Here is a 19,547-nt window from a genome sequence, read left to right as displayed (position 1 = left end):
ATGGTCGGCCGCGACGCCTACATCGCCGTCTACATGTTGATCGGTCGCATGCGCGGCACGCTCTACATCGGCGTGACAAGCCAATTGTCACGCCGCATGTGGGAGCATCGCGAGGGCCTCAATAACGGCTTCACCAAGCTAGCGGCTCGTCTGGTATGAACCGTTCGAGGACATCTCGAACGCGATCCAGCGGGAGAGATCGCTCAAGCGCTGGCCGCGCCAGTGGAAGATCAATCTCATCGAGCGGGAGAACCCGCATTGGGATGATCCCTGCGACAGCCTCGCCTGAATCCTCGTCATCCTAGGCCTTGTGCTTAGGATCCCTTGCGCCGCTTCTGCTGCAATCGGGAAACAGGCGGCGGCGTCGCCGCTTTAACTGCAGAGCCGGTGTCGCTGAGAGAGGGATCCTAAGCACAAGGCCTAGTATGACGAGTGGAGGTGGCGACCCTGCCGCCGAGGGTCTATCTGTGCCCGCATGAACGCTCCCGTGAAACTGGACACCCTGCCCGAGTGGAACCTCGCCGACCTGTATGCCGGGCGCGAGGATCCGAAGATCGAGGCCGACCTGGCCGCCGCAAAGGCGGCCAATGACGAACTGGTCAAGCTGAAGGGACGCTTCACCGCCCTGCGCACCGACCCGCGGCACCTGGGCGAGGTGCTCGACCACGGCATCGGGCTGTACGAAAAGGCCACCAACGGCCTGTGGGGCGTCGGCGCCTATGCGGCGCTCTCGGCGTCGGTGGCGCGCGACGATCCGGCCTGGGCCAAGTTCGAGGCCGACCTGCGGGCGCGCTCCTCGCAGATCGCCGCCGACAGCCTGTTCTTCACGCTCGAGCTCAACCAACTCGAGGACAGCGAGATCGAGATGGCCTTCAAGGCCCATCCGCCCGCCGCCCGCTGGCGGCCGTGGATGCGGCGGGTGCGGCTGTCGCGCCCGCATGAGCTGACCGCCGATCTGGAGCGGCTGCTGATCGATCGCGGCCCGGCGGTCGCCAACTGGACGCGCCTGTTCGACGAGACCCTGGCGCGGCTGACGGCGAAGGTCGGACGCGAGAACCTGACCCTGTCGGAGGCGCTGAACCGGCTGTCGGATCCCGACGGCGCGCGCCGCAAGCAGGCCGCCCAGGGCCTGGCCAAGGCGCTGGAGGAACGCACCCCGGTTCTGGCGCTGTCCATGAACACCCTGGCCTTCGAAAAGCAGGTCGAGGACCGCTGGCGCAAGTACCCGGATCCCGCCGCCTCGCGGCACCTGGCCAACGAGGTCGACGCCGACGCCGTCCAGGCGCTGGAGGCCGCGGTGGTCGAGGCCTATCCTTCGGTCAGCCATCGCTACTATGCGCTGAAGGCCAAGGTCATGGGCCGCAAGACCCTGGATTATTGGGACCGCAACGCCCCGCTCGACACCGCCGCCCCGCGGACCTACGGCTGGGACGAGGCCCGCGGCATGGTGCTGGAAAGCTTCGCCGACCTGGCGCCGAAGTTCGCCGACACGGCCCAGACCTTCTTCACCCATCCCTGGATCGACGCGCGGCCGCGCCCGGGCAAGCAGTCCGGCGCCTATTCGCACCCGGTCACCGCCGACCGGCACCCCTATGTGTTCATGAACTACATGGGCGAGCGGCGGGACGTCCTGACCCTGGCGCACGAGTTGGGTCACGCCGTGCACCAGACGCTGTGCGCGCCGCTGGGCACCCTGCTGGCCGACACCCCGCTGACCCTGGCCGAGACCGCCTCGATCTTCGGCGAGGGCCTGGTCTTCGAGCGGCTGCTGGCCGGCGCCTCAAAGCAGGAGCGCATGGGCCTGCTGGCGGGCAAGATCGAGGACGGCCTCAACACGGTGGTCCGGCAAATCGCCTTCCATCGCTTCGAGACCCAGTTCCACGCGATGCGCCAGGAGGGCGAACTGGCGCCCGAGGACATCAGCGCCCTGTGGCTGGAAGTCATGGCCGAGAGCCTCGGCCCGGCGGTGAAGCTGAACCCCGGCTACGAGCACTACTGGGCCTATGTCAGCCACTTCGTGCACGCGCCGTTCTACGTCTATGCCTACGCGTTCGGCGACCTGCTGGTGCGCGGGCTGATGGAGAAGCGCCGCGAGGACCCGGTCGCGTTCGCCCCGCTCTATGAGGACCTGCTCGCCGCCGGCGGAACCCGGACCTATGTCGAGGCGCTAAAGCCGTTTGGGCTGAACCCGCGCGAGAAGGCTTTCTGGGCCGCGGGCATGAGCCAGCTGGAGCGGCTCGTCGACGAGTTCGACGACTTGGTGTGAGGAGCGGGCCATGGCCGAGGCGACATCGAACCCTTGGCCAGCCCTCGACTACACGCAGGATCGCGCGACCTTCGAGACCCTGCACCTGATGAGCCAGATCGTCGGAAAGGCGCGCACCGCCTGCGCGCCCTGGGTCAATCACGGCTGGCAGGTGGCGCTCTACGTCTCGCCGCGCGGGCTCACCACCTCGCCCGTCCCCAACGCCGGGGGCCTGTTCGACCTGGAGTTCGACTTCGTCGAGCACCAGTTGCGCTGCCGGGCCAGCAACGGCTTTCTCGGCGAAATCCCGCTGGCCGGGCAGAGTATCGCGCACGTCTATCGGGCGGTGGAGGAGATGCTGTCGCGCACCGGCGCGCCGGTACGCATCAACGGCGTCCCCAACGAGATCCCCAACCCGGTCCCGTTCCTTCAAGACTCGGCGATCCGGGTCTATGACGCCGACGCGGCCTGGAGGCTGTGGCAGGCGCTGATCCGGATCGAGCGGGTGTTCCAGGAATTCCGCACCGGATACCTCGGCAAGGTCAGCCCGGTGCACCTGTTCTGGGGTTCGTTCGACCTGGCGGTGACGCGGTTCTCGGGACGGACGGCGCCGCCGCATCCGGGCGGAATCCCGCACCTGCCAGACAGCGTCACGCGCGAAGCCTACTCGCACGAGGTCGCCAGCGCCGGCTTCTGGCCCGGCGGGGGTCTGGTGGAACACCCGGCCTTCTATGCCTACGCCTACCCGGAGCCGAAGGGGTTTCGCGAGGCCAAGGTGCGGCCGGCGCAGGCAGCGTTCCACGAGGGGCTGGGCGAGTTCGTCCTGCCCTACGACGCCGTGCGGTCGGCGCCGGATCCCGACGCGGCGCTCGCCGAATTTCTTATCTCGACCTATGTCGCGGCCGCCGACGCCGGCGACTGGCCGCGGGCCGAGTTGGAGTGCGCGTTCGGCGCGCCTGGCGTGCCACGCAGCTGTTAGCCGCGCCCGGCCTTCACCTCGCGCACGAAGCCGCCGAAGCCGGCGACGTATGACTTCAGCGCCTCCTCGATGGCCGGGTCGAGGATCGCGCCGCCCTCGTCGAACACCTTGTGGGCCCGCGAAACCATCAGCCGGCCGCCGAACCATGGCTGGGTTCCAAGGGTGCGCAGCACTGGCAGCCAGGCTTCCTGGCTGAGGATGGTGCCGAAGCCGCCGGGAGAGGCGCCGATGAAGGCCACAGGTTTGCCGCCGAACACCCGCGGGATGTCGCTGGCCGGCCGGGTCAGCCAGTCAATGGCGTTCTTGAAAACGCCGGGGATCGAGTTGTTGTACTCGGGGGTCACCAGGAACAGGCCGTCAGCCGCGGCGATCTTGTCCTTCAGCTCGGTGACCCGAGCGGGGAGGCCTTCGGCCGCCTCGACGTCGCCGTCGTAGAGCGGCACGCCGCGGATGGTCTCGACCTCGATCTGCACGCCCGCCGGCGCGACCCGTGCGGCCGCCCGCAGCAGCTGGGCGTTGAACGAGCCGGAGCGAAGGCTGCCGGCCAGTCCGACGATGCGGATCGGAGTGGCGGTGTCGGTCATGGACTCTCCAACATGCTGTCATCCCGGATGCAGCGGCGCAGCCGCGGAAGTCCGGGCCCCATGAACACCTGATCACGCCGTCTCCGGCAAGACGTCGCCGCATCTTCTACACGGCGCGAATGGGGCCCGGACAAGCGCTGGGCGCTTGCCGGGATGACACCCTCGAAAAATGCCGACTCTAGAGCAGGTCGCCGCCGGCCGCCGAGGCGGTGGTGCCGAACTGCTGGTAGGCCTTGATCACGTTGCGGCCCACGGTCCAGCGGTGCACCTCGTCCGGCCCGTCCACCAGGCGCTGGGAGCGGATGTGGGTGTACCAGCTGGCCAGCGGCGTATCCTGGCTGTAGCCGAGCGCGCCATGCAGCTGGATCGCGGTGTCGACCACCTTGTGCACCATGTGGGCGAGGAACACCTTGGCGATGGAGTTCTCCTGCCGCAGGTCCATGCCGCGCTCGGCCTTGTAGGCGATGTGCAGCAGCATCAGGCGGGCCATGTAGAGCTCGCTGGCGCACTCGGCGAGCATGAACTGGACGGCCTGGCGCTCGGCCAGCGGCTTGCCGAAGGTCGAGCGCTGGGTGACGTGAGCCGTGGCCATGTCGAGCGCCCGCTGGGCCATGGCGACGTTGTGCATGCCGTGGCGCAGGCGCCCGTAGGCCAGGCGGTGCTGGCCCATGTTGAAGCCCTGGCCCTCGCCGCCGAGCAGGTTCTCGGCCGGGATCACCAGGTCCTTGATCTCGATCTCGGAATGGCCGCCGCCCATGATGTGCGACAGTGGGCCCTCCACGGCCATCGTCTTGATGTCGCGCTTGATGACGTAGCCGGGGTTGGGCAGCTCGACGATGAAGGTCGAGAACTGCTGGTGGCGCGGGGCGTCGGGGTCGGTGCGGGCCATGACCACGGCGAGGTCGGCGGCGCTGGCGGCCGAGGAGAACCACTTCTCGCCGTTGAGCACGTAGTTCTCGTTGCCGTCCTTGACCGCGGTGGTGCGCATGCCGGTGGCGTCGGCGCCCGAAGCCTTCTCGGTCATCGAGTAGCAGACGCGCTTGTCGCCGTTCAGCAGCGGCTTGAGGAACTTTTCCTTCTGAAGCTCGGTGCCGTGCGCCAGCAGGGTCAGCATGGTGGCGTCGTCGGGACCCTGGCTGTTCATCGACAGCGCGCCGAGGTGACTGCGGCCGAGCTCCATCTGCACCAGGGCGTTGGCCAGCGGGCCCAGCCCCATGCCGCCGTACTCCGTGGGGATGAAGGGCAGCCACAGGCCCTGGGCGCGGGCCTTGGTCCGCAGCTCGGCCAGCACCGCCTGGAACGACTCCTTGTCCTTCAGGCGGGCCTCGGCGGGAATGCACTCCTGCTCCACCCATTCGCGGACGCGAGCGCGGACGGCCTTCGCATCTTCCGGAATCTCGAAATCAATCGCCACGGCGCCTATCTCCCTGTTTTGTCCTTGCGTTCCGCAGCGTCGGCGCTTGTCGTGTCGTAAGGCAAGTCCCGCCGTCCGCCTCGACGCGGCCGGTGATCAAACAATTGGGGAGTCCATGCACTATCGAGAGCTGAAGCAGGCCTGGTCTGAGCTGACGGCGCCCGGCGCCCCGTTCGAGATCGTCGAGATCCCGGTGCGCGGCAATAACATCCGCATGTACAAGAACGCGCCGCCGTCGGTGCGCGAGCTGTGGCTCTCGACCGCCGCCTATGGCGACCGCGACTACCTGGTCTACGAGAACGACCGCTTGACCTACGCTCAGGCCCACGCCCAGGTGAACGCCATCGCCGCCTGGCTGTTCGCGCAGGGCGTCCAGCCCGGCGACCGCGTGGCGATCGCCATGCGCAACTATCCCGAATGGATGCTGCTCTACTGGGCCTGCCTCTCGATCGGCGTCGCAGCGGTCGGCATGAACGCCTGGTGGGTGACCGACGAGATGGAGTACGCGATCAAGGACTCCGCGCCGAAGGTGATCTTCGCCGACGTCGAGCGCCTGGCCCGCATTCTCGAGCGCCCGGCCATGGCGCAGGGCGCAAAGCTGGTGGCGGTGCGCACCGAGGCGCCGGCGGGCGTTATTCCCTATGCCGAGGTGATCGCCGGCGGCGGGGCGATGCCGCAGGTCAGCGTCGATCCGGACGCCGACGCCTGCATCTTCTACACCTCCGGCACCACGGGTAATCCGAAGGGCGCGCAGCTGACCCATCGCGGCTGCATCGCCAACCTGATGAACATGGGCTTCTCGGGCCAGGTCCAAGCGCTGGCCGTGGCCAAGGCCACCGGCGTGGTCCCCAACCCCGAGGACGCGCCGATCCCGGCGGCGCTGATCACCACGCCGCTGTTCCACGTCACCGCCAACAACTGCGGCGCCTACGCCGTGACCGCCGGCGGCGGCAAGCTTGTCCTGATGTACCGCTGGGACGCCGGCGAGGCGCTGCGCCTGATCGCCAAGGAGAAGATCACCGCCATGAGCGGCGTGCCGACCATGGCCCGCGAGGTGATCAACCATCCCGACTTCGCGACGACCGACACCTCCAGCCTGCTGACCCTCGGCGGCGGCGGCGCGCAGCTGCCGCCCGACCTGGTGGCCAAGATCGACGGGGCGGTGAAGACCGCGCGGCCGAACACCGGCTACGGCATGACCGAGACGTGCGGGATCATCACCGCGGTGTCGGCCGACTTCTTCGTCGACAAGCCCGACAGCTGCGGCCCGGCCATGCCGGCCTTCGAAGCCAAGTGCGTCGACGACGACGGCAATGCGGTGCCGGCCGGCCAGGTCGGCGAGCTGTGGGTCAAGGGCGCGCCGGTCATCAAGGGCTATATCAACCGCCCCGAGGCGACCGCCGAGTCGATCACCGACGGCTGGCTGCACACCGGCGACGTGGCGCGGATCGACGAGGACGGCTTCATCTTCATCGTCGACCGCAAGAAGGACATGGTCCTGCGCGGCGGCGAGAACGTCTACTGCGCCGAGGTCGAGGCCGGGATCTTCCGCCATCCGGCGGTGGCCGAGGTCACCGTGTTCGGCGTGCCGGACGAGCGGCTGGGAGAGGAGGTCGGGGCCGCAGTGCTGCTGCGCCCCGGCGCGATGGTCTCGCCCGAGGAGCTGCGCGAGCACCTGATCGGCCTGATGGCCAAGCACAAGGTGCCCCGCTACCTGTGGTTCATGAACGACCCGCTGCCGCGCAACGCCAGCGGAAAGTTCCTCAAGCGCCAGCTGCGCGAGACGCTGAACCCCGAAAAGGCGCTCTGACCCAACGCGGGCGACCTAGTCGCGGACGAATGCGGCGACTACGGCGTCGGCGTGGGCCTCGCCTTCGGGCGGGGTCATCGGGTCGACGCCGTAGGCTAGGCGCAACTCGCCCGCCAGGGTGAAGGGCGCCTGCGCCGCCGCGGCGATCATGTAGATCAGCCGTCGCGGCTCCATGCGCGGCAGGTGGCCGGCGGCCATCAGGGTCTCGATGTTCCGGCGCGCCGCGTCGCGGCGGTGCTGCAGGCCTGGTATCCGGGCGCGCGCGGCGGCGAGGCCATCGCCCGCGTGCTGTTCGGCGAGGTGAATCCCTCGGGCCGGCTGCCGATCAGCTTCCCCCGCGACGTCGCCGACCTGGTCCGCCCGGAGATCCCGGGCATGATCTTCGGCCCGCCGGTCGAGGGGAAGACCCTGCCGACCTCGTTCCCGAACGTGCAGCAGCACAAGGGCCCGACCTCCTCGCCCAGCCGCTCGTCCGGCACGCCGAACACGGTGACCTCGGCCACGGCCAGGTGGTGCGGATGGATCTCGCGCCGCGGCTGGTCTCGACCCAGGTGGCGCTACAGCGGCGGGCCGCCCTGGACGGGGTCGGGTTCTGGGCGGCGTTCGAGGGCTATGTGCGCGAGGACATCGAGGCCGGCCGGCTGGTCAGCCTGCTGGAGGACTGGCCGCCGGCGTTTCCGGGACCGTCGCTCTACTATCCGAGCCGCCGGCATGTGCCGGCCCCGCTGCGGGCGTTCATCGACTTCATCCATGCCGAGCGGGGGCGGGGAACTTAGTTCCTCCCGCAGAGGGGGGCATCTGACGGCGGCCCTTCCTCCGCTCGTCCCGGCGAAAGCCGGGATCCAAGCGGCCTGGCCGTATCGCGAGCTGCAATCCAGCTTGGGCCCCGGCTTTCGCCGGGGTGAGCGGGGGGATGACAGTCAGGGCTTGGGATACGCGACCGGGTACGGGCCCGAGAGGTCCTTGTAGCGGTCGCGCAGTTCGATCTGGCGAGAGGTCAGGGGCTGGGCCTGGCCGCGGATGAAGATTGCGGTCGGCTGGCTGAGCGGCTCGAACGGGTCGGCGGTCCAGATCACCAGGTCGGCGTCCTTGCCCGGCTCCAGCGAGCCGACCTGGTCGGCGAGCCCGAACACCTTGGCCGGATTGATGGTCATCGCCGCCAGCGCCGCCTGGTAGGGCATGCCGTAGGACACGGCGTTGCCGGCGTTGTAGCGCAGCTCGCGGATGCGGTGGGCACCGCCGCTGCCTTGCAGGATCACGGTGACGCCGGCCGCGTGCAGCTTGCCGGCGTTCTCCAGGCTGGCGCCTAGGGTCTGGAAGGTCTCGGGCCGGTCCGACAACGGGTCGACGATGACCGGGACGCCGGCGGCGGCGATCTCGCGGGCCGCCATCCAGCCTTCCTCGGCGCCGGAGAGGATGACCTTGATCTTTTCCTCGCGGGCGAACTTGAGCACCGCGCGGATGTCCGAGGCCTTGTGGACCACGGCGATGATCGGCATCCGCCCCTCGACCACCGGAATCAGGGCCTCAAGGTCGGTCTTGGACAGCGCCAGGTCGCGCACGCCGGCGCGGTCGTAGGCGGCGCGGTTGCGTATGTAGTCGCGCACGTCGCGGAAGGCGGTCTGCAGGGCGACGATCTCGGCGCCGCGCGCGCCGCCGGCGACATTGGCCCCGCCGTCGCCGAACGGCACCACCATGCCGACCTTGGGCTTGACCAGGATGTCGGTCGCCTCGCCCAGGTGGATGACGGCGGCCTGGCCGGCGAACAGGGCCGCGGACTTCGTGCCGCCGCCGCCGCCCGCGGTCATCAGCTCCTCGCCGTCGTCGGCGTGGAAGTCGGCGCCGCCGCCTCCGCCGCCGGCCGAGATCGGGGTGACGACGGCCCGGGTGATGCCGGCCATCCGCGCCACAGGGATCAGGGTCGAGGCCGGGTTCAGCGCGTACTGCACGTCGAAGGCCGCGCCGATGTCGGGATTGTTGGCCACCACGTCGTCACCGAGCGAGCGGACCTCGACGGCGCCGAGCAGGGCGTTGGGGGCGATGAAGCCGGGCGTGACGACGCCGCCTTGGGCGTCGATCACCTGCGTGCCAGGCGCGAACGCCAACCGGACGGTGGTCTGGTCGAGGACGGCGGTGATCTTGCCCTTGTCGATCAGCACCAGGCCGTGGGCGATCTCGCCGGCCGGACCGGCGGTGAGGACGCGGGCATTGGTGATGGCCACGCTCTGCGCGAGCGCCGGGCCGGCGACGGCGGCGGCCAGCGCCGCCAGGCTAACGAAAAGCTCACGCATCAGCGGCCCGCTCCCTGGCCGAGTTCGAAGTCCGACTTGGGCTGGTAGCGCGGGTCGCGCCGGTCATAGGCGAGGCCGCCGTCCAGATAGACGCGCTCGGCCTTGGCGTAGATCGAGAAGGGGTTCTTGTCCCACAGCACCACGTCGGCCCGCTTGCCGGGCTCCAGGCTGCCGGTCTCTTTCTCCAGGCCGATGGCCTTGGCCGGGTTGAGGGTGATCCACTTCATCGCCTCGCCCTCGGTGATCTGGTAGCCGGCGGCGCGACCGGCGGCGAGCGCCTCGGCGGCCTCCTGGTTCAGCCGCTGGATCACGTCGGGGTCGTCAGACTTGATGATCGCGCAGCCGCCGGCGGCGTGGATCATCGGGGCGTTGGCCTCGACCGCATCCCAGGCCTCCAGCTTGGAGCCCCACCAGTTGGCCCAGGTGGCGACGCAGATGTCTTCCTTGGCCAGGATATCGGCGATCTTGTAGGCCTCCAACGCGTGGTGGAAGGCGGTGATCTTGTAGCCGAACTCGTTGGCGATCCCGATCATCTGGACCATCTCGTCGGCCCGGTAGCAGTGGTTCTCGACCAGGATCTCGCCCTTGAGCACGCCGGCCAGGGTTTCCAGCTGCAGGTCGCGCTTGGGCGGCTCGGCCTTTTCGCCGCGGTCAGCCTTGGCGCGGTAGTCGTCCCACTTGCGGGCGTAGTCGGCGGCGTTGATCCAGGCGCTGCGGTAGCCGGCGACGTTGCCCATGCGGGTCGACGGGGCGCGGTTGCGGCTGCCGTAGACGCGCTTGGGGTTCTCGCCGCAGGCCATCTTCAGGCCGTAGGGCGCGTTGGGGAATTTCATGTCCTGGACGGTTCGGGCCGGAATGTTGCGCAGGGTGACCGAGCGGCCGCCGATCAGGTTGCCCGAGCCGGGCAGCACCAGGAGGGTGGTGACGCCGCCGGCGCGGGCCAGGTTGAAGCCGGGGTCCTGCGGCCAGACAGAATGCTCGGCCCAGACACCGGCGGTGTTGGGGTCGGTCAGCTCGTTGCCGTCCGAGTGGGCCGGCACGGCGGGGGAGGGATAGACGCCCAGGTGCGAGTGGGCGTCGATCAGGCCGGGGGTGACGAACTTCCCGGCGGCGTCGATCACGTCGTAGCTGGCCGGGGGAACGATGGCGGCGCCGACGGCTTCGATCTTGCCGTCACGGATCAGCACCACGCCGCCATCGATCTTCTCGCCGGTCCCGGTGAAGATGGTCGCGCCCACCAGGGCGGTCGGGCGGCTGGGCAGCGGCCGGTAGGTCGAGGCGTAGGCGTCCTCGCCGCGCCCGGAATCCAGCCCCTTGGGCAGGGACCTGGCCTTGGCGGCGTCGCCGGCGGCCGGCTTGATGGAGGTCGCCGCCGTGGTGGCGCAACCGCTGAGGGCCGCGGCCGCGAACACCGCGACCGCCGTCGTCAGAACTCTCATCTTGAAGGAACCCATCCCCTACGAACTGGCGCGGACGATAGGACGGAACCTGCGCCGCGGGGAAGGCTGGGCGGACGAATTTACGACGAAGCCGGGCGAGGCGGGGGCGGGTTTTCCTCGCTTGAGGCGTCATCCCGGTTTCGGCGCAGCCGAAGACCGGGATCCATGAACGCCGGAGGGATCAGGATGCGGCGCAGCCGCGCCAAGCAACCCGAAGGTCAGGTGCGAATGGGTCCCGGTCTTGCTTCGCAAACCGGGATGACACGCTTGTTGGTCAGCAGTCGCCGATACGTTCGGCGGTGATCTTCATGGTGGTTTCCTTCATGGCCGGGGTCGGGGCCGGGTCCATGACGGTCTTGGCGTCGACCGTGTAGCGGCTGGTGAAGTCGCCGGAGATGCGGCTGTCGGTGATCACCTTCATGCCGCCCTGGATGGTGCAGACGCTGTGGCCGACGATGTCGGCGCCATCGCGGCGATAGGACTGCTCGGTACAGGTGACGCCGGCCTTCTGCTTGGCCGCGTCCATGTCCTTGAAGCTGGTCTGGGCGACGCAGGTCTCGACGGTGACCGGCTTGGGGGCGGCCGACAGGGTGGTGGTCATCTTCCACTTGCCGGGCTTGGGGCCCTCCAGGTCAGCGGCGGCGAGGGCGGGAGCGGCCGGCGCGGCCGGCGCGGCGGGGGCGGCGGCCTCCGGGGCCTTGGCGGCTTCCTCCTTCTTGGAGCAGGCGGCGGCCAGGACGGCGACCAGGGCCAGGCTGAGTGCGATACGCATGCGTTTCTCCATGTTGGTCCGACCACCCCCAGGGCGCATCGGCCAAGCCACAACGCACGAAGCGCGACCATGGCGCCACGGAATATGCGGCGCGGCTCGGGTGTTTCGGCGCTTGCCATTTTTCAAACGCCCGTTCATCAGCATCGCACGATGTCCGACGATCTGACCGAAGTGCAGGCCGCCGTCGTTCCCGACGGCTTTGTAATCAACCTCTGGCAGCGCGGCTTCGGCCGCACCGTCGGCCCGTTCTATTCCAAGCGCGACCCGGTCACGAACGACGAGATCATGGCGTTCCGGGTCGAGGAGCACCACGCCAACGGCATGGGCAACTGCCACGGCGGCATGCTCATGAGCTTCGCCGACATGGCCTGGGGGCGGGTGATCTCCAACCAGCGCGAGATCGGCTGGGTGACGGTGCGGTTGACCACCGACTTCCTCTCCGGCGGCCACATGGGCGAGTGGATCGAGGGCTCCAGCGAGATCATCGCCGAACAGGACGACGTGTTCACCGTCCGTGGCCGCATCTGGTGCGCCGAGCGCACGCTGATGACCGGCACCGGCGTCTACAAGGGCATCCGCTCGATCCAGCGCAAAGCGGGCGAGCGGGAAAAGAGGGGCGAGTAAGGCCATGGCGATGGATCCCGCGATCAAGGAAGGCGCGCCGGTCGGCTACTATGACGACGATCGCCCGGTTCCGAGCGAGCCCGGCAGCCTGCCGCCGGAAGTCCAGGCCCCGCTGCTGCCGTTCCGCGGCCGCGAGCCGGACGCACCGGCCTGGTTCCTCGACGCCATCGCCCAGGAGCCGGAGCGCAGCTTCGTTACCTCCAAGGGCAGCAAGCTCGAACTGCTGACCTGGGGCGAGGTCGGCAAGCCCGGCCTGCTGCTGGTGCACGGCAACTCGGCCCACGCCGACTGGTGGAGCTTCATCGCGCCCTACCTGGCCAAGGACTACCGCGTGGCCTCGATGTCGCTGGCCGGCATGGGCGCTTCGGACTGGCGCGAGACCTACGCCTTCCAGGACTTCGCCGAGGACGCCGAGGCCTGCGCCCAGGCGGCCGGGCTCTATGCGGCGGGCAAGCCGGTCTATGTCGGCCACTCGTTCGGCGGCAGCCAGGTGTTCTTCGCCGCCGCGGCCCATCCCGAGCGGATGAAGGCGGCGGTCATGGTCGACGTCGGCTTCGGCGGGCCGCCGGCCGACAGCCCCGAAGGCAAGCGGATGATGGAGGAGCAGGCCAAGCGGGTCGCCAACATCCCTACCCCGGACCGCGCGCAGAAAGTCTATCCGACCATCCAGGCGGCGCTGGCCCGCTTCCGGTTCATGCCGCCGCAGGCCGCCGGCAACCTGTTCATCGCCGACTTCATCGCCCGTCGCTCGCTGAAGCGCGCGCCGATGGAGGACGGCTCGGGCGAGGGCTGGACCTGGCGGTTCGACCCGAACATGTGGAACAAGCTCGACCGTACGGCGATGAACCAGATGATGGTCGGCGGGAAGCCCAAGGTGGACGTGCCGCTGGCGCACATCTTCGGCGACCGCTCGGTGATCATCACTCGCAAGGTCGAGGGCCAGACCACGCCGTTGCCCGACGACATCCTGGAAATCGCCATCCCCGACTCGGCCCACCACGTCATGGTCGACCAGCCGCTGGCGCTGGTGGCGGCGCTGCGTTCGCTGCTGGCGGTGTGGCCGGGCTGACACAGGCCGCGCCAGGAACCCTTGAGGCCGGCCTACGGTTCGTGTAGGTCCGGCGACAACAGAATTTTCGAAGAGAGAGACGGCCCCGCCATGGCTTCCGAATACCACCGCGGCGACATGGACATCCACGAGCAGACCTCGACCTACCACCTGTTCGTCATGCTGACGAAGTGGGGTTCGCTGTCGCTGGCCGCGCTGCTGGTGTTCCTGGTGCTGGTGTTCTGCACCCCGACCAGCTTCGTCGGCGCCCTGGCGGTCGGCGTGATCATCTCGGTCGGCGGCTTCCTGGTGCTGCGCGAGCACGGCGGCGACGACGCCCACTAAGGGCGACTCACCAGTCTGATCTGAAAAAGGCGGGCGCCGGCGACGGCGTCCGCTTTTTTGCGTTCGTGAGCTAGTCCAGCAGCGCCTGGATCGAGGCCAGGTCCAGCTCCGCGGCGGCGGCCTTGAGCTTGGGCTCCAGGATCTTGTGGCCGTGGCCGCCGGGGATCGGCGTCGAGATCGCCACCAGTTGGACGGCTCCCTTGCGCGCGCCCTTGTCGAAATAGTCCGGGTTGAGGCGGACATAGGGCGCCGCGCCCTTGGCGCAGTCGCCGAACACCTCGCGCAGGCGCGAGCTGGCGCAGGCCGGGGCGGCGAGCTGCGGCCCGGTCAGGGACGCCCGGGTCGGCGCCAGGCGCGTGTCGCCAGGGATCTCCTTGGCCAGCCAATCCAGGTACTGGCCCTTGGTCATCGGCGCATAGGGCTGGCGGCCCCGCTTGGCGATCAGGATCACCTGGCGGATGCCGACCTGGAATACCGGGAAGCCCTGGATCGAGGCCATCTTCAGCGGCAGGTCGCGCGGCTGGTCGAGGCGGTCTCCGTTGTCGTTGGGGTAGATGGCCGCCAGGTTATTGAACCGGATCTGGAAGGTCGGGCCCTCCAGCCGGCCCATATAGGCTCCGGCCGCGTCGGGCTTGGCCCCGGCCTCCAGATTGATCATCTGCGGGATCATGGTGACGCGGCCGAGGAACGGCTGACCCTGCGGCTGCTCGCTGGGCGGGCTGTCGATGGTCAGCGAGCGGGTGATCGAAAAGCCGCGCGGCTGGTGCAAGGTCGGGGTGGCCAGCACCTTGTCGACGATCGTCCCGGCCTTGGCGGTGAAGGCTTTCACCTCGGCGGGCGGCAGGGCGCCGATCACCTGGACGCTGAACGGGGCGATGCGGCCCTTGGCGGCGGCGGAGGCCGGGCTCTGCTCGGCCAGGGCGGGGCTGGCGGCGGCGAGGGCGCCGGCGGTCAGGAGGAGCCGGCGCACAGGTCAGCAGCCCTTCTCGGTCATCAGGGAGCGGACGCGCTCCAGACGGCGCGCCTGGGGCCCGGCCGGCGGCGGGGCGCTGTCGCCGGAAGCCGAGGCCGCTTGCGCGCCCGCGGCCCGCATCGCGTGCTGGGCGAGGAGGGTCGCCTCGCCGGCGTCGGCGCGGGCGATCATCGACGGGCCGACGGCGGCCAGGGTCGAGCCGGCGAAGCCCATGAATTTGCGGCCGGATTCGGCGCGTTGGGCGCGGCGGGCCTGCGCGTCCTCCAGCTTGCCGACCTCGGCGGAGAGGGCCTCGCAGCTCAGCGCCTCGTCGCCGGGGCGGATGGCGCCGCCGGCCAGGGCGGGCGGGGCGGCGGCGGCCGCGAGCGAGAGCGCGGCCGATAGGACAAGTGCAGTTCTTTTCACAGGTCACCGACTTTTTCTGGTTTGAGCGGTGAACCGGTGACGCGGATGAGGGGGCCCGTCAGCCGCGCTTCGACCGGCGCGGACGGCGGTTCGACGGGAGGCGACGAGCCATCGACAAACCTTGAAAGCCAAAGGGGTTCGTCGCCAAACAATTGTTTGAATGTTGCGCTGCGGTCGCTGGACAACGGCTGGCGGCGGCCTCTATGGTCCCCGTCAGGTAGGGAACGAGTAGGGGGATAAGGGGCGCATGACGACAATCGCCGTCACCAAGGAACGCCGCGCGGGGGAGACGCGCGTGGCCGCGACCCCCGAGACCGTCAAGAAACTGATCGGCGCCGGCTTTGCGGTGACCGTGGAGGCCGGCGCGGGAACCGCCGCCAGCTATCCCGACGCCGACTACGCCGCCGCCGGCGCGACCCTGGCCAAGACCGCCCAGGACGCGATCGGCCAAGCCGACATCCTGTTCAAGGTGCGCAGCCCCGTCGACGAGGAGATCGCCGCGCTGAAGGCCGGCGCGATCGTCGCCGCCACGCTGAATCCCTATGTCGACAAGTACGCCCTGAAGGCTCTGGCCGCCAAGGGCGCGACCGCCTTCGCCATGGAGTTCGTGCCGCGGATCACCCGCGCGCAGGTCATGGACGTGCTGTCGTCGCAGGCCAATCTCGCCGGCTATCGCGCCGTGATCGAAGGCGCCGAGGCCTATGGCAAGGCGCTGCCGATGATGATGACCGCGGCCGGCACGGTCGCGGCCGCCAAGGTGTTCGTGATGGGGGTCGGCGTCGCCGGCCTGCAGGCCATCGCCACGGCCCGGCGCCTGGGCGCGGTGGTCACCGCCACCGACGTGCGCCCGGCCACCAAGGAGCAGGTCGAGAGCCTGGGCGCCAAGTTCCTGGCGGTCGAGGACGAGGAGTTCAAGAACGCCCAGACCGCCGGCGGCTACGCCAAGGAGATGAGCGCCGAGTACCAGGCCAAGCAGGCCGAGCTGGTCTCCAGCCACATCGCCAAGCAGGACATCGTCATCACCACCGCCCTGATCCCCGGCCGCCCGGCGCCCAAGCTGGTCAGCGCCGCGCAGGTCGCGTCGATGAAGCCGGGCTCGGTGCTGGTCGACCTGGCCATCGAGCAGGGCGGCAACGTCGAGGGCGCGAAGCTGGACGAGGTCGTGACCACGGCCAACGGCGCCAAGATCCTCGGCAAGCCCAATCTGCCGGGCCGCATCGCCGCCGACGCCAGCGCGCTCTACGCCCGTAACCTGTTCGCCTTCTCCGGGCTGTTCCTCGACAAGGAGGGCAAGTTCGCCCCCGACTACGAGGACGAAATCCTGAAGGCCGCGCTCGTCACCCAGGGCGGCGCGATCGTCCATCCCAACCTGACCGCCTGACCGGAGCCGCACCGATGGAAGCTGTCGATCCTACCGTCTTCCGCCTGGCGATCTTCGTCCTGGCGATCTTCGTGGGCTACTACGTCGTCTGGAGCGTGACGCCCGCCCTGCACACGCCGCTGATGGCGGTGACCAACGCCATTTCGTCCGTGATCATCGTCGGCGCCCTGCTGGCCGCCGCGGCCAGCGGAACCGACGGCGAGCTGACCCAGAACGTGCTGATCTCCAAGGGAGCCGGCGCCGTCGCCGCGGCCTTCGCGGCGGTCAACATCTTCGGCGGGTTCCTCGTCACCCAGCGCATGCTGGCCATGTACAAGAAGAAGCAAAAGTAAGGGGAGCGGGGGGATATGAACGCTAACTTCGCCGCCATCGCCTACATCGTCTCAGGCGTCCTCTTCATCCTGGCCCTGCGGGGCCTGTCGTCGCCGACCACCAGCCAGGCGGGCAACCGCAACGGCATGATCGGCATGGCCATCGCCGTCGGCACCGCGCTCGCCACCCTCTGGGGGCAGGGCAAGCTGGACGGACTGACCCTGGGCCTGATCCTCGGCGGGGTCGCCATCGGCGGCGCGGTCGGGGCGGTCATCGCCCGCAAGGTCGCCATGACCTCGATGCCGCAGCTGGTCGCCGCCTTCCACAGCCTGGTCGGCATGGCCGCCTGTCTGGTGGCGGTCGCCGCCATCCACACGCCGCAGGCCTATGGCATCGCCACGCCCGACGGCCACGTCCACATGACCTCGCTGATCGAGCTGAGCCTCGGCCTGGCCATCGGCGCCATCACCTTCACCGGCTCGGTGATCGCCTTCGCCAAGCTGAACGGCAACATGAGCGGCGCGCCGATCCTGCTGCCGGCCCGCCACCTGCTGAACATCCTCATCGCGCTCGCCATCGTCGGCCTGATCGTGGTGCTGGTGATGAGCGGCGGCACGGCGATCTGGGCGTTCTGGGGCATCTTCGCCCTGGCGCTGCTGATCGGCGTCACCCTGATCATCCCGATCGGCGGCGCGGACATGCCGGTCGTGGTGTCGATGCTGAACAGCTATTCCGGCTGGGCCGCGGCGGCGCTGGGCTTCACGCTTGAGAACGTCACCCTGATCATCACCGGGGCCCTGGTCGGCTCGTCCGGCGCGATCCTCAGCTACATCATGTGCAAGGGGATGAACCGCAGCTTCATCTCGGTGATCCTCGGCGGCTTCGGGGCCGACGACAGCGCCGCGGCCGGCGCCGGCGGCAAGGTCGAGACCCGGCCGGTCAAGCAAGGGTCGGCCGACGATGCGGCCTTCATCATGAAGAACGCGTCCAAGGTGATCATCGTCCCGGGCTACGGCATGGCCGTCTCCCAGGCGCAGCATGCCCTGCGCGAAATGGCCGACAAGCTGAAGGAGGAAGGCGTCGACGTGAAGTACGCCATCCACCCGGTCGCGGGCCGGATGCCGGGCCACATGAACGTGCTGCTGGCCGAGGCCAACGTGCCGTATGACGAGGTCTTCGAGCTGGAGGATATCAACTCCGAGTTCTCGACCGCGGACGTCGCCTTCGTGATCGGGGCCAACGACGTCACAAACCCGGCGGCCAAGACCGATCCGACTTCGGCGATCTTCGGCATGCCAATCCTGGACGTCGAAAAGGCCCGCACCGTCCTGTTCGTGAAGCGCGGCATGTCTTCGGGCTATGCCGGCGTCGAGAACGAGCTCTTCTTCCGCGACAACACGATGATGCTGTTCGGCGACGCCAAGAAGATGGTCGAGGGGATCCTGAAGGGCCTTTGATCGTCGAGCATCAAGGTCCTTGCGGAGGGGCGCGCCCAGCGATGGGCGCGCCCTTTTCGTTGGGTGGCGCGCGCTAAAGTCAAGCTGAGTAGTCCAAAAGCATCGCCTATAGGTGTGGCAGCAATCCGTGGAAGGTTCCGTGGCGCGACAATGTGCGCCACATGAAGTTCATCGGCGTGATGAGTTTTAGGATACAAGGGCGGCATATCAGCTTCCCTGCAGCGTGGGGCGTCGTCGCAGCTGGGCCACATAACCTCTAGTGGCCGTTCGTATAGCTCGACTGTACTGGAAGAGGTCGCTTCTTGAATTCGATGAGCTTGGCCGCGCATGGCGGCATGCGCCACTTTTGGGTCGAGGGCCTGCTTGCGGTCGCCCTGACCCTGAGCGTCGTCACCGCGGCCTATGCGACCACGCTGATTACGCCGCGCGCGCCGCCGCCGCCGGCCTACGCCAAGGCGATCGCCGAGGTTCCGCCGCCGCCGCCCCCGCCGCCGGAGTTCACATTCGGCGAGCCGGTGGCCGGCCACCAGGTCAACTCGCCGTTCGGCCTGCGCCGCATGCCCTGGGAGCGCCACGGGCGACTGCATCGCGGGGTCGACATCGCTGCGCCGTCGGGCACGCCGGTCGCCGCGGTCGAGGACGGCGTGATCGTGCGGGCCGGGACCAGCGCGTCCTACGGCCGCTTCGTCGAGGTCAAGCACGAGGGCGGGCTGACCAGCTTCTACGCTCACCTCGGGCGCATCGAGCGCGGGGCCAAGGCCGGGACACAGGTGAGCGGCGGGACGATCATCGGCCGCATCGGGTCGAGCGGGATCTCGACCGGGCCGCACCTTCACTTCGAGATCCGCCGCGGCGAGACGCCGCTCAATCCGACGGCCTTCATCGGCCGCGAGTTCGCCACCGCCGAGCAGCTGCCGATGAAGACGGCGGCCTACTATCCGAAGAAGGTGCGGGTCGCCGGCTAGGCCCTGTCCCGCGATGGTCCATCGTAAGGGGCTCTAGCGCCGCCGGCCGAACGCGCGGTCGGCCACGAAGCCGCCGAACAGGATCGCCGCGAGCGCCCCACCCGCCATCCAGACCGGGTGGTGGATGCTGGTCATGTTGAAGATCGACAGGGCCAGGACGATCAGGGCGACGATGCGCCCGGCCCAGGCGCGGCGTCCGGCGATCAGGTTGGCCGCCGAGGCGCCGCCGAGCGTGCCGAGGAACCAGGCGAGCAGCACGGCGAACTTGGCAGGCGTCGGGATCCTGGCCATGGCGGTGTCGAGCTGGGCCGGATCGGTCAGGTTCACGCCCGGCGGCGGCGGGAAGATGGTGTGGCCGACGCCCTCGACCGCCAGAATAATCAGCAGGCCGACGATCAGGCCCAGCACGACGCCCACGGCCGTTCGCAAGATCGCCTTCAACATTCCCTCCGACTCCTAGTTTGGCCGGCAACCTCGACTAGATTGGGGGGATGCTCAAGGTA

Annotated in this window: 20 protein-coding genes and 2 pseudogenes; 13 read left to right on the top strand and 9 right to left on the bottom strand. The window is 69.1% G+C overall.

Going from position 1 to position 19,547, the window contains the following annotated elements; translation table 11 throughout:
• The 3 genes and pseudogenes from O4N75_RS19465 (at position 1) to O4N75_RS19455 (ending at position 3,224) form a co-directional block, all read left to right on the top strand.
• A pseudogene (locus tag O4N75_RS19465) lies at positions 1-289 on the top strand (GIY-YIG nuclease family protein).
• Positions 290-475: 186 nt separating this feature from the next.
• The gene (locus tag O4N75_RS19460; protein ID WP_269627080.1) at positions 476-2,266 is read left to right on the top strand and encodes a M3 family oligoendopeptidase; all 1,791 of its coding nucleotides are present in this window, start codon (positions 476-478) and stop codon (positions 2,264-2,266) included.
• Positions 2,267-2,276: 10 nt separating this feature from the next.
• Positions 2,277-3,224: a DUF5996 family protein gene (locus O4N75_RS19455; protein ID WP_269627079.1), complete on the top strand. Its 948-nt coding sequence runs from the start codon at positions 2,277-2,279 to the stop codon at positions 3,222-3,224.
• Here the strand turns inward: O4N75_RS19455 and O4N75_RS19450 are convergent.
• Complete coding sequence (locus O4N75_RS19450; protein ID WP_269627078.1) at positions 3,221-3,808, bottom strand: NADPH-dependent FMN reductase; 588 nt, start codon at positions 3,806-3,808, stop codon at positions 3,221-3,223. The genes O4N75_RS19455 and O4N75_RS19450 overlap by 4 nt on opposite strands.
• 178 nt (positions 3,809-3,986) lie before the next feature.
• Positions 3,987-5,222: an acyl-CoA dehydrogenase family protein gene (locus O4N75_RS19445; RefSeq protein ID WP_269627077.1), complete on the bottom strand. Its 1,236-nt coding sequence runs from the start codon at positions 5,220-5,222 to the stop codon at positions 3,987-3,989.
• Positions 5,223-5,337: 115 nt separating this feature from the next.
• Between O4N75_RS19445 and O4N75_RS19440 the strand changes: the two genes are divergently transcribed.
• Complete coding sequence (locus O4N75_RS19440; protein WP_269627076.1) at positions 5,338-7,032, top strand: class I adenylate-forming enzyme family protein; 1,695 nt, start codon at positions 5,338-5,340, stop codon at positions 7,030-7,032.
• Positions 7,033-7,047: 15 nt separating this feature from the next.
• Here the strand turns inward: O4N75_RS19440 and O4N75_RS19435 are convergent, their stop codons facing one another.
• Entirely contained in the window at positions 7,048-7,230 is a 183-nt protein-coding gene (locus O4N75_RS19435) for a hypothetical protein (protein ID WP_269627075.1), read from the bottom strand.
• A 24-nt stretch (positions 7,231-7,254) separates the two neighbouring features.
• On the opposite strand from O4N75_RS19435, the pseudogene O4N75_RS19430 reads away from it, so the two are divergent.
• A pseudogene (locus O4N75_RS19430) lies at positions 7,255-7,371 on the top strand (glycoside hydrolase family 3 C-terminal domain-containing protein); the annotation flags it as partial.
• 170 nt (positions 7,372-7,541) lie between these two features.
• A complete protein-coding gene (locus O4N75_RS19425) occupies positions 7,542-7,808 on the top strand; it encodes a LysR substrate-binding domain-containing protein (RefSeq protein ID WP_348649507.1) in 267 nt (88 codons plus the stop codon).
• A gap of 144 nt (positions 7,809-7,952) precedes the next feature.
• Here O4N75_RS19425 and O4N75_RS19420 read toward each other — a convergent pair whose 3' ends face one another.
• From O4N75_RS19420 to O4N75_RS19410, 3 genes are all read right to left on the bottom strand, one after another.
• Positions 7,953-9,323: an amidohydrolase family protein gene (locus tag O4N75_RS19420; RefSeq protein WP_269627073.1), complete on the bottom strand. Its 1,371-nt coding sequence runs from the start codon at positions 9,321-9,323 to the stop codon at positions 7,953-7,955.
• Complete coding sequence (locus O4N75_RS19415; protein ID WP_269627072.1) at positions 9,323-10,762, bottom strand: amidohydrolase; 1,440 nt, start codon at positions 10,760-10,762, stop codon at positions 9,323-9,325. The genes O4N75_RS19420 and O4N75_RS19415 overlap by 1 nt, the downstream gene beginning before the upstream one ends.
• Before the next feature lie 274 nt (positions 10,763-11,036).
• Positions 11,037-11,534 carry a DUF3617 family protein gene (locus O4N75_RS19410; RefSeq protein ID WP_269627071.1) on the bottom strand — a complete coding sequence of 166 codons (498 nt, stop codon included), beginning with the start codon at positions 11,532-11,534 and terminating at the stop codon, positions 11,037-11,039.
• 150 nt (positions 11,535-11,684) lie between these two features.
• Here O4N75_RS19410 and O4N75_RS19405 point away from each other — a divergent pair, with 150 nt between their 5' ends.
• From O4N75_RS19405 to O4N75_RS19395, 3 genes are all read left to right on the top strand, one after another.
• Complete coding sequence (locus O4N75_RS19405; RefSeq protein WP_269627070.1) at positions 11,685-12,158, top strand: PaaI family thioesterase; 474 nt, start codon at positions 11,685-11,687, stop codon at positions 12,156-12,158.
• 4 nt (positions 12,159-12,162) lie between these two features.
• Positions 12,163-13,227 (top strand): alpha/beta hydrolase, encoded by a 1,065-nt coding sequence (locus O4N75_RS19400; protein ID WP_269627069.1) that lies wholly within the window; start codon positions 12,163-12,165, stop codon positions 13,225-13,227.
• 90 nt (positions 13,228-13,317) lie between these two features.
• Positions 13,318-13,551: an aa3-type cytochrome c oxidase subunit IV gene (locus tag O4N75_RS19395; RefSeq protein ID WP_267234007.1), complete on the top strand. Its 234-nt coding sequence runs from the start codon at positions 13,318-13,320 to the stop codon at positions 13,549-13,551.
• A 70-nt stretch (positions 13,552-13,621) separates the two neighbouring features.
• Here O4N75_RS19395 and O4N75_RS19390 read toward each other — a convergent pair whose 3' ends face one another.
• Together O4N75_RS19390 and O4N75_RS19385 are read right to left on the bottom strand one after the other, a co-directional pair.
• Positions 13,622-14,521: a hypothetical protein gene (locus tag O4N75_RS19390; protein ID WP_269627068.1), complete on the bottom strand. Its 900-nt coding sequence runs from the start codon at positions 14,519-14,521 to the stop codon at positions 13,622-13,624.
• Between the two features lie 3 nt (positions 14,522-14,524).
• Complete coding sequence (locus O4N75_RS19385) at positions 14,525-14,929, bottom strand: hypothetical protein (RefSeq protein ID WP_269627067.1); 405 nt, start codon at positions 14,927-14,929, stop codon at positions 14,525-14,527.
• A gap of 247 nt (positions 14,930-15,176) precedes the next feature.
• Here O4N75_RS19385 and O4N75_RS19380 point away from each other — a divergent pair, with 247 nt between their 5' ends.
• The 4 genes from O4N75_RS19380 (at position 15,177) to O4N75_RS19365 (ending at position 19,044) form a co-directional block, all read left to right on the top strand.
• A complete protein-coding gene (locus O4N75_RS19380) occupies positions 15,177-16,310 on the top strand; it encodes a Re/Si-specific NAD(P)(+) transhydrogenase subunit alpha (protein ID WP_269627066.1) in 1,134 nt (377 codons plus the stop codon).
• A gap of 14 nt (positions 16,311-16,324) precedes the next feature.
• The gene (locus O4N75_RS19375) at positions 16,325-16,642 is read left to right on the top strand and encodes a proton-translocating transhydrogenase family protein (RefSeq protein WP_056022909.1); all 318 of its coding nucleotides are present in this window, start codon (positions 16,325-16,327) and stop codon (positions 16,640-16,642) included.
• 15 nt (positions 16,643-16,657) lie between these two features.
• Positions 16,658-18,079, top strand: coding sequence for an NAD(P)(+) transhydrogenase (Re/Si-specific) subunit beta (locus tag O4N75_RS19370; protein ID WP_269627065.1), 1,422 nt, complete (start codon positions 16,658-16,660; stop codon positions 18,077-18,079).
• Positions 18,080-18,390: 311 nt separating this feature from the next.
• Complete coding sequence (locus tag O4N75_RS19365; protein WP_269629394.1) at positions 18,391-19,044, top strand: M23 family metallopeptidase; 654 nt, start codon at positions 18,391-18,393, stop codon at positions 19,042-19,044.
• Positions 19,045-19,077: 33 nt separating this feature from the next.
• On the opposite strand, the gene O4N75_RS19360 is transcribed toward O4N75_RS19365, so the two are convergent.
• A complete protein-coding gene (locus O4N75_RS19360; protein ID WP_269627064.1) occupies positions 19,078-19,488 on the bottom strand; it encodes a hypothetical protein in 411 nt (136 codons plus the stop codon).
• Positions 19,489-19,547: the final 59 nt, after the last annotated feature.

This window comes from Phenylobacterium sp. NIBR 498073 (assembly GCF_027286305.1).
Lineage (GTDB): Bacteria > Pseudomonadota > Alphaproteobacteria > Caulobacterales > Caulobacteraceae > Phenylobacterium.
Note: the sequence above shows the minus strand (reverse complement) of the source record. Positions and strands in the feature narration are given on the sequence as shown.

Bases quoted from the DNA above. Each gene is read 5' to 3' on its own strand.
- O4N75_RS19380 (WP_269627066.1), top strand. From the start codon at position 15,177: ATGACGACAATCGCCGTCACCAAGGAACGCCGCGCGGGGGAGACGCGC.
- O4N75_RS19375 (WP_056022909.1), top strand. From the start codon at position 16,325: ATGGAAGCTGTCGATCCTACCGTCTTCCGCCTGGCGATCTTCGTCCTG.
- O4N75_RS19395 (WP_267234007.1), top strand. From the start codon at position 13,318: ATGGCTTCCGAATACCACCGCGGCGACATGGACATCCACGAGCAGACC.
- O4N75_RS19420 (WP_269627073.1), bottom strand. From the start codon at position 9,323: ATGCGTGAGCTTTTCGTTAGCCTGGCGGCGCTGGCCGCCGCCGTCGCC.
- O4N75_RS19360 (WP_269627064.1), bottom strand. From the start codon at position 19,488: ATGTTGAAGGCGATCTTGCGAACGGCCGTGGGCGTCGTGCTGGGCCTG.
- O4N75_RS19400 (WP_269627069.1), top strand. From the start codon at position 12,163: ATGGCGATGGATCCCGCGATCAAGGAAGGCGCGCCGGTCGGCTACTAT.
- O4N75_RS19435 (WP_269627075.1), bottom strand. From the start codon at position 7,230: ATGGCCGCCGGCCACCTGCCGCGCATGGAGCCGCGACGGCTGATCTAC.
- O4N75_RS19410 (WP_269627071.1), bottom strand. From the start codon at position 11,534: ATGCGTATCGCACTCAGCCTGGCCCTGGTCGCCGTCCTGGCCGCCGCC.
- O4N75_RS19440 (WP_269627076.1), top strand. From the start codon at position 5,338: ATGCACTATCGAGAGCTGAAGCAGGCCTGGTCTGAGCTGACGGCGCCC.
- O4N75_RS19450 (WP_269627078.1), bottom strand. From the start codon at position 3,808: ATGACCGACACCGCCACTCCGATCCGCATCGTCGGACTGGCCGGCAGC.
- O4N75_RS19370 (WP_269627065.1), top strand. From the start codon at position 16,658: ATGAACGCTAACTTCGCCGCCATCGCCTACATCGTCTCAGGCGTCCTC.
- O4N75_RS19415 (WP_269627072.1), bottom strand. From the start codon at position 10,762: ATGAGAGTTCTGACGACGGCGGTCGCGGTGTTCGCGGCCGCGGCCCTC.
- O4N75_RS19365 (WP_269629394.1), top strand. From the start codon at position 18,391: ATGAGCTTGGCCGCGCATGGCGGCATGCGCCACTTTTGGGTCGAGGGC.
- O4N75_RS19455 (WP_269627079.1), top strand. From the start codon at position 2,277: ATGGCCGAGGCGACATCGAACCCTTGGCCAGCCCTCGACTACACGCAG.
- O4N75_RS19405 (WP_269627070.1), top strand. From the start codon at position 11,685: ATGTCCGACGATCTGACCGAAGTGCAGGCCGCCGTCGTTCCCGACGGC.
- O4N75_RS19460 (WP_269627080.1), top strand. From the start codon at position 476: ATGAACGCTCCCGTGAAACTGGACACCCTGCCCGAGTGGAACCTCGCC.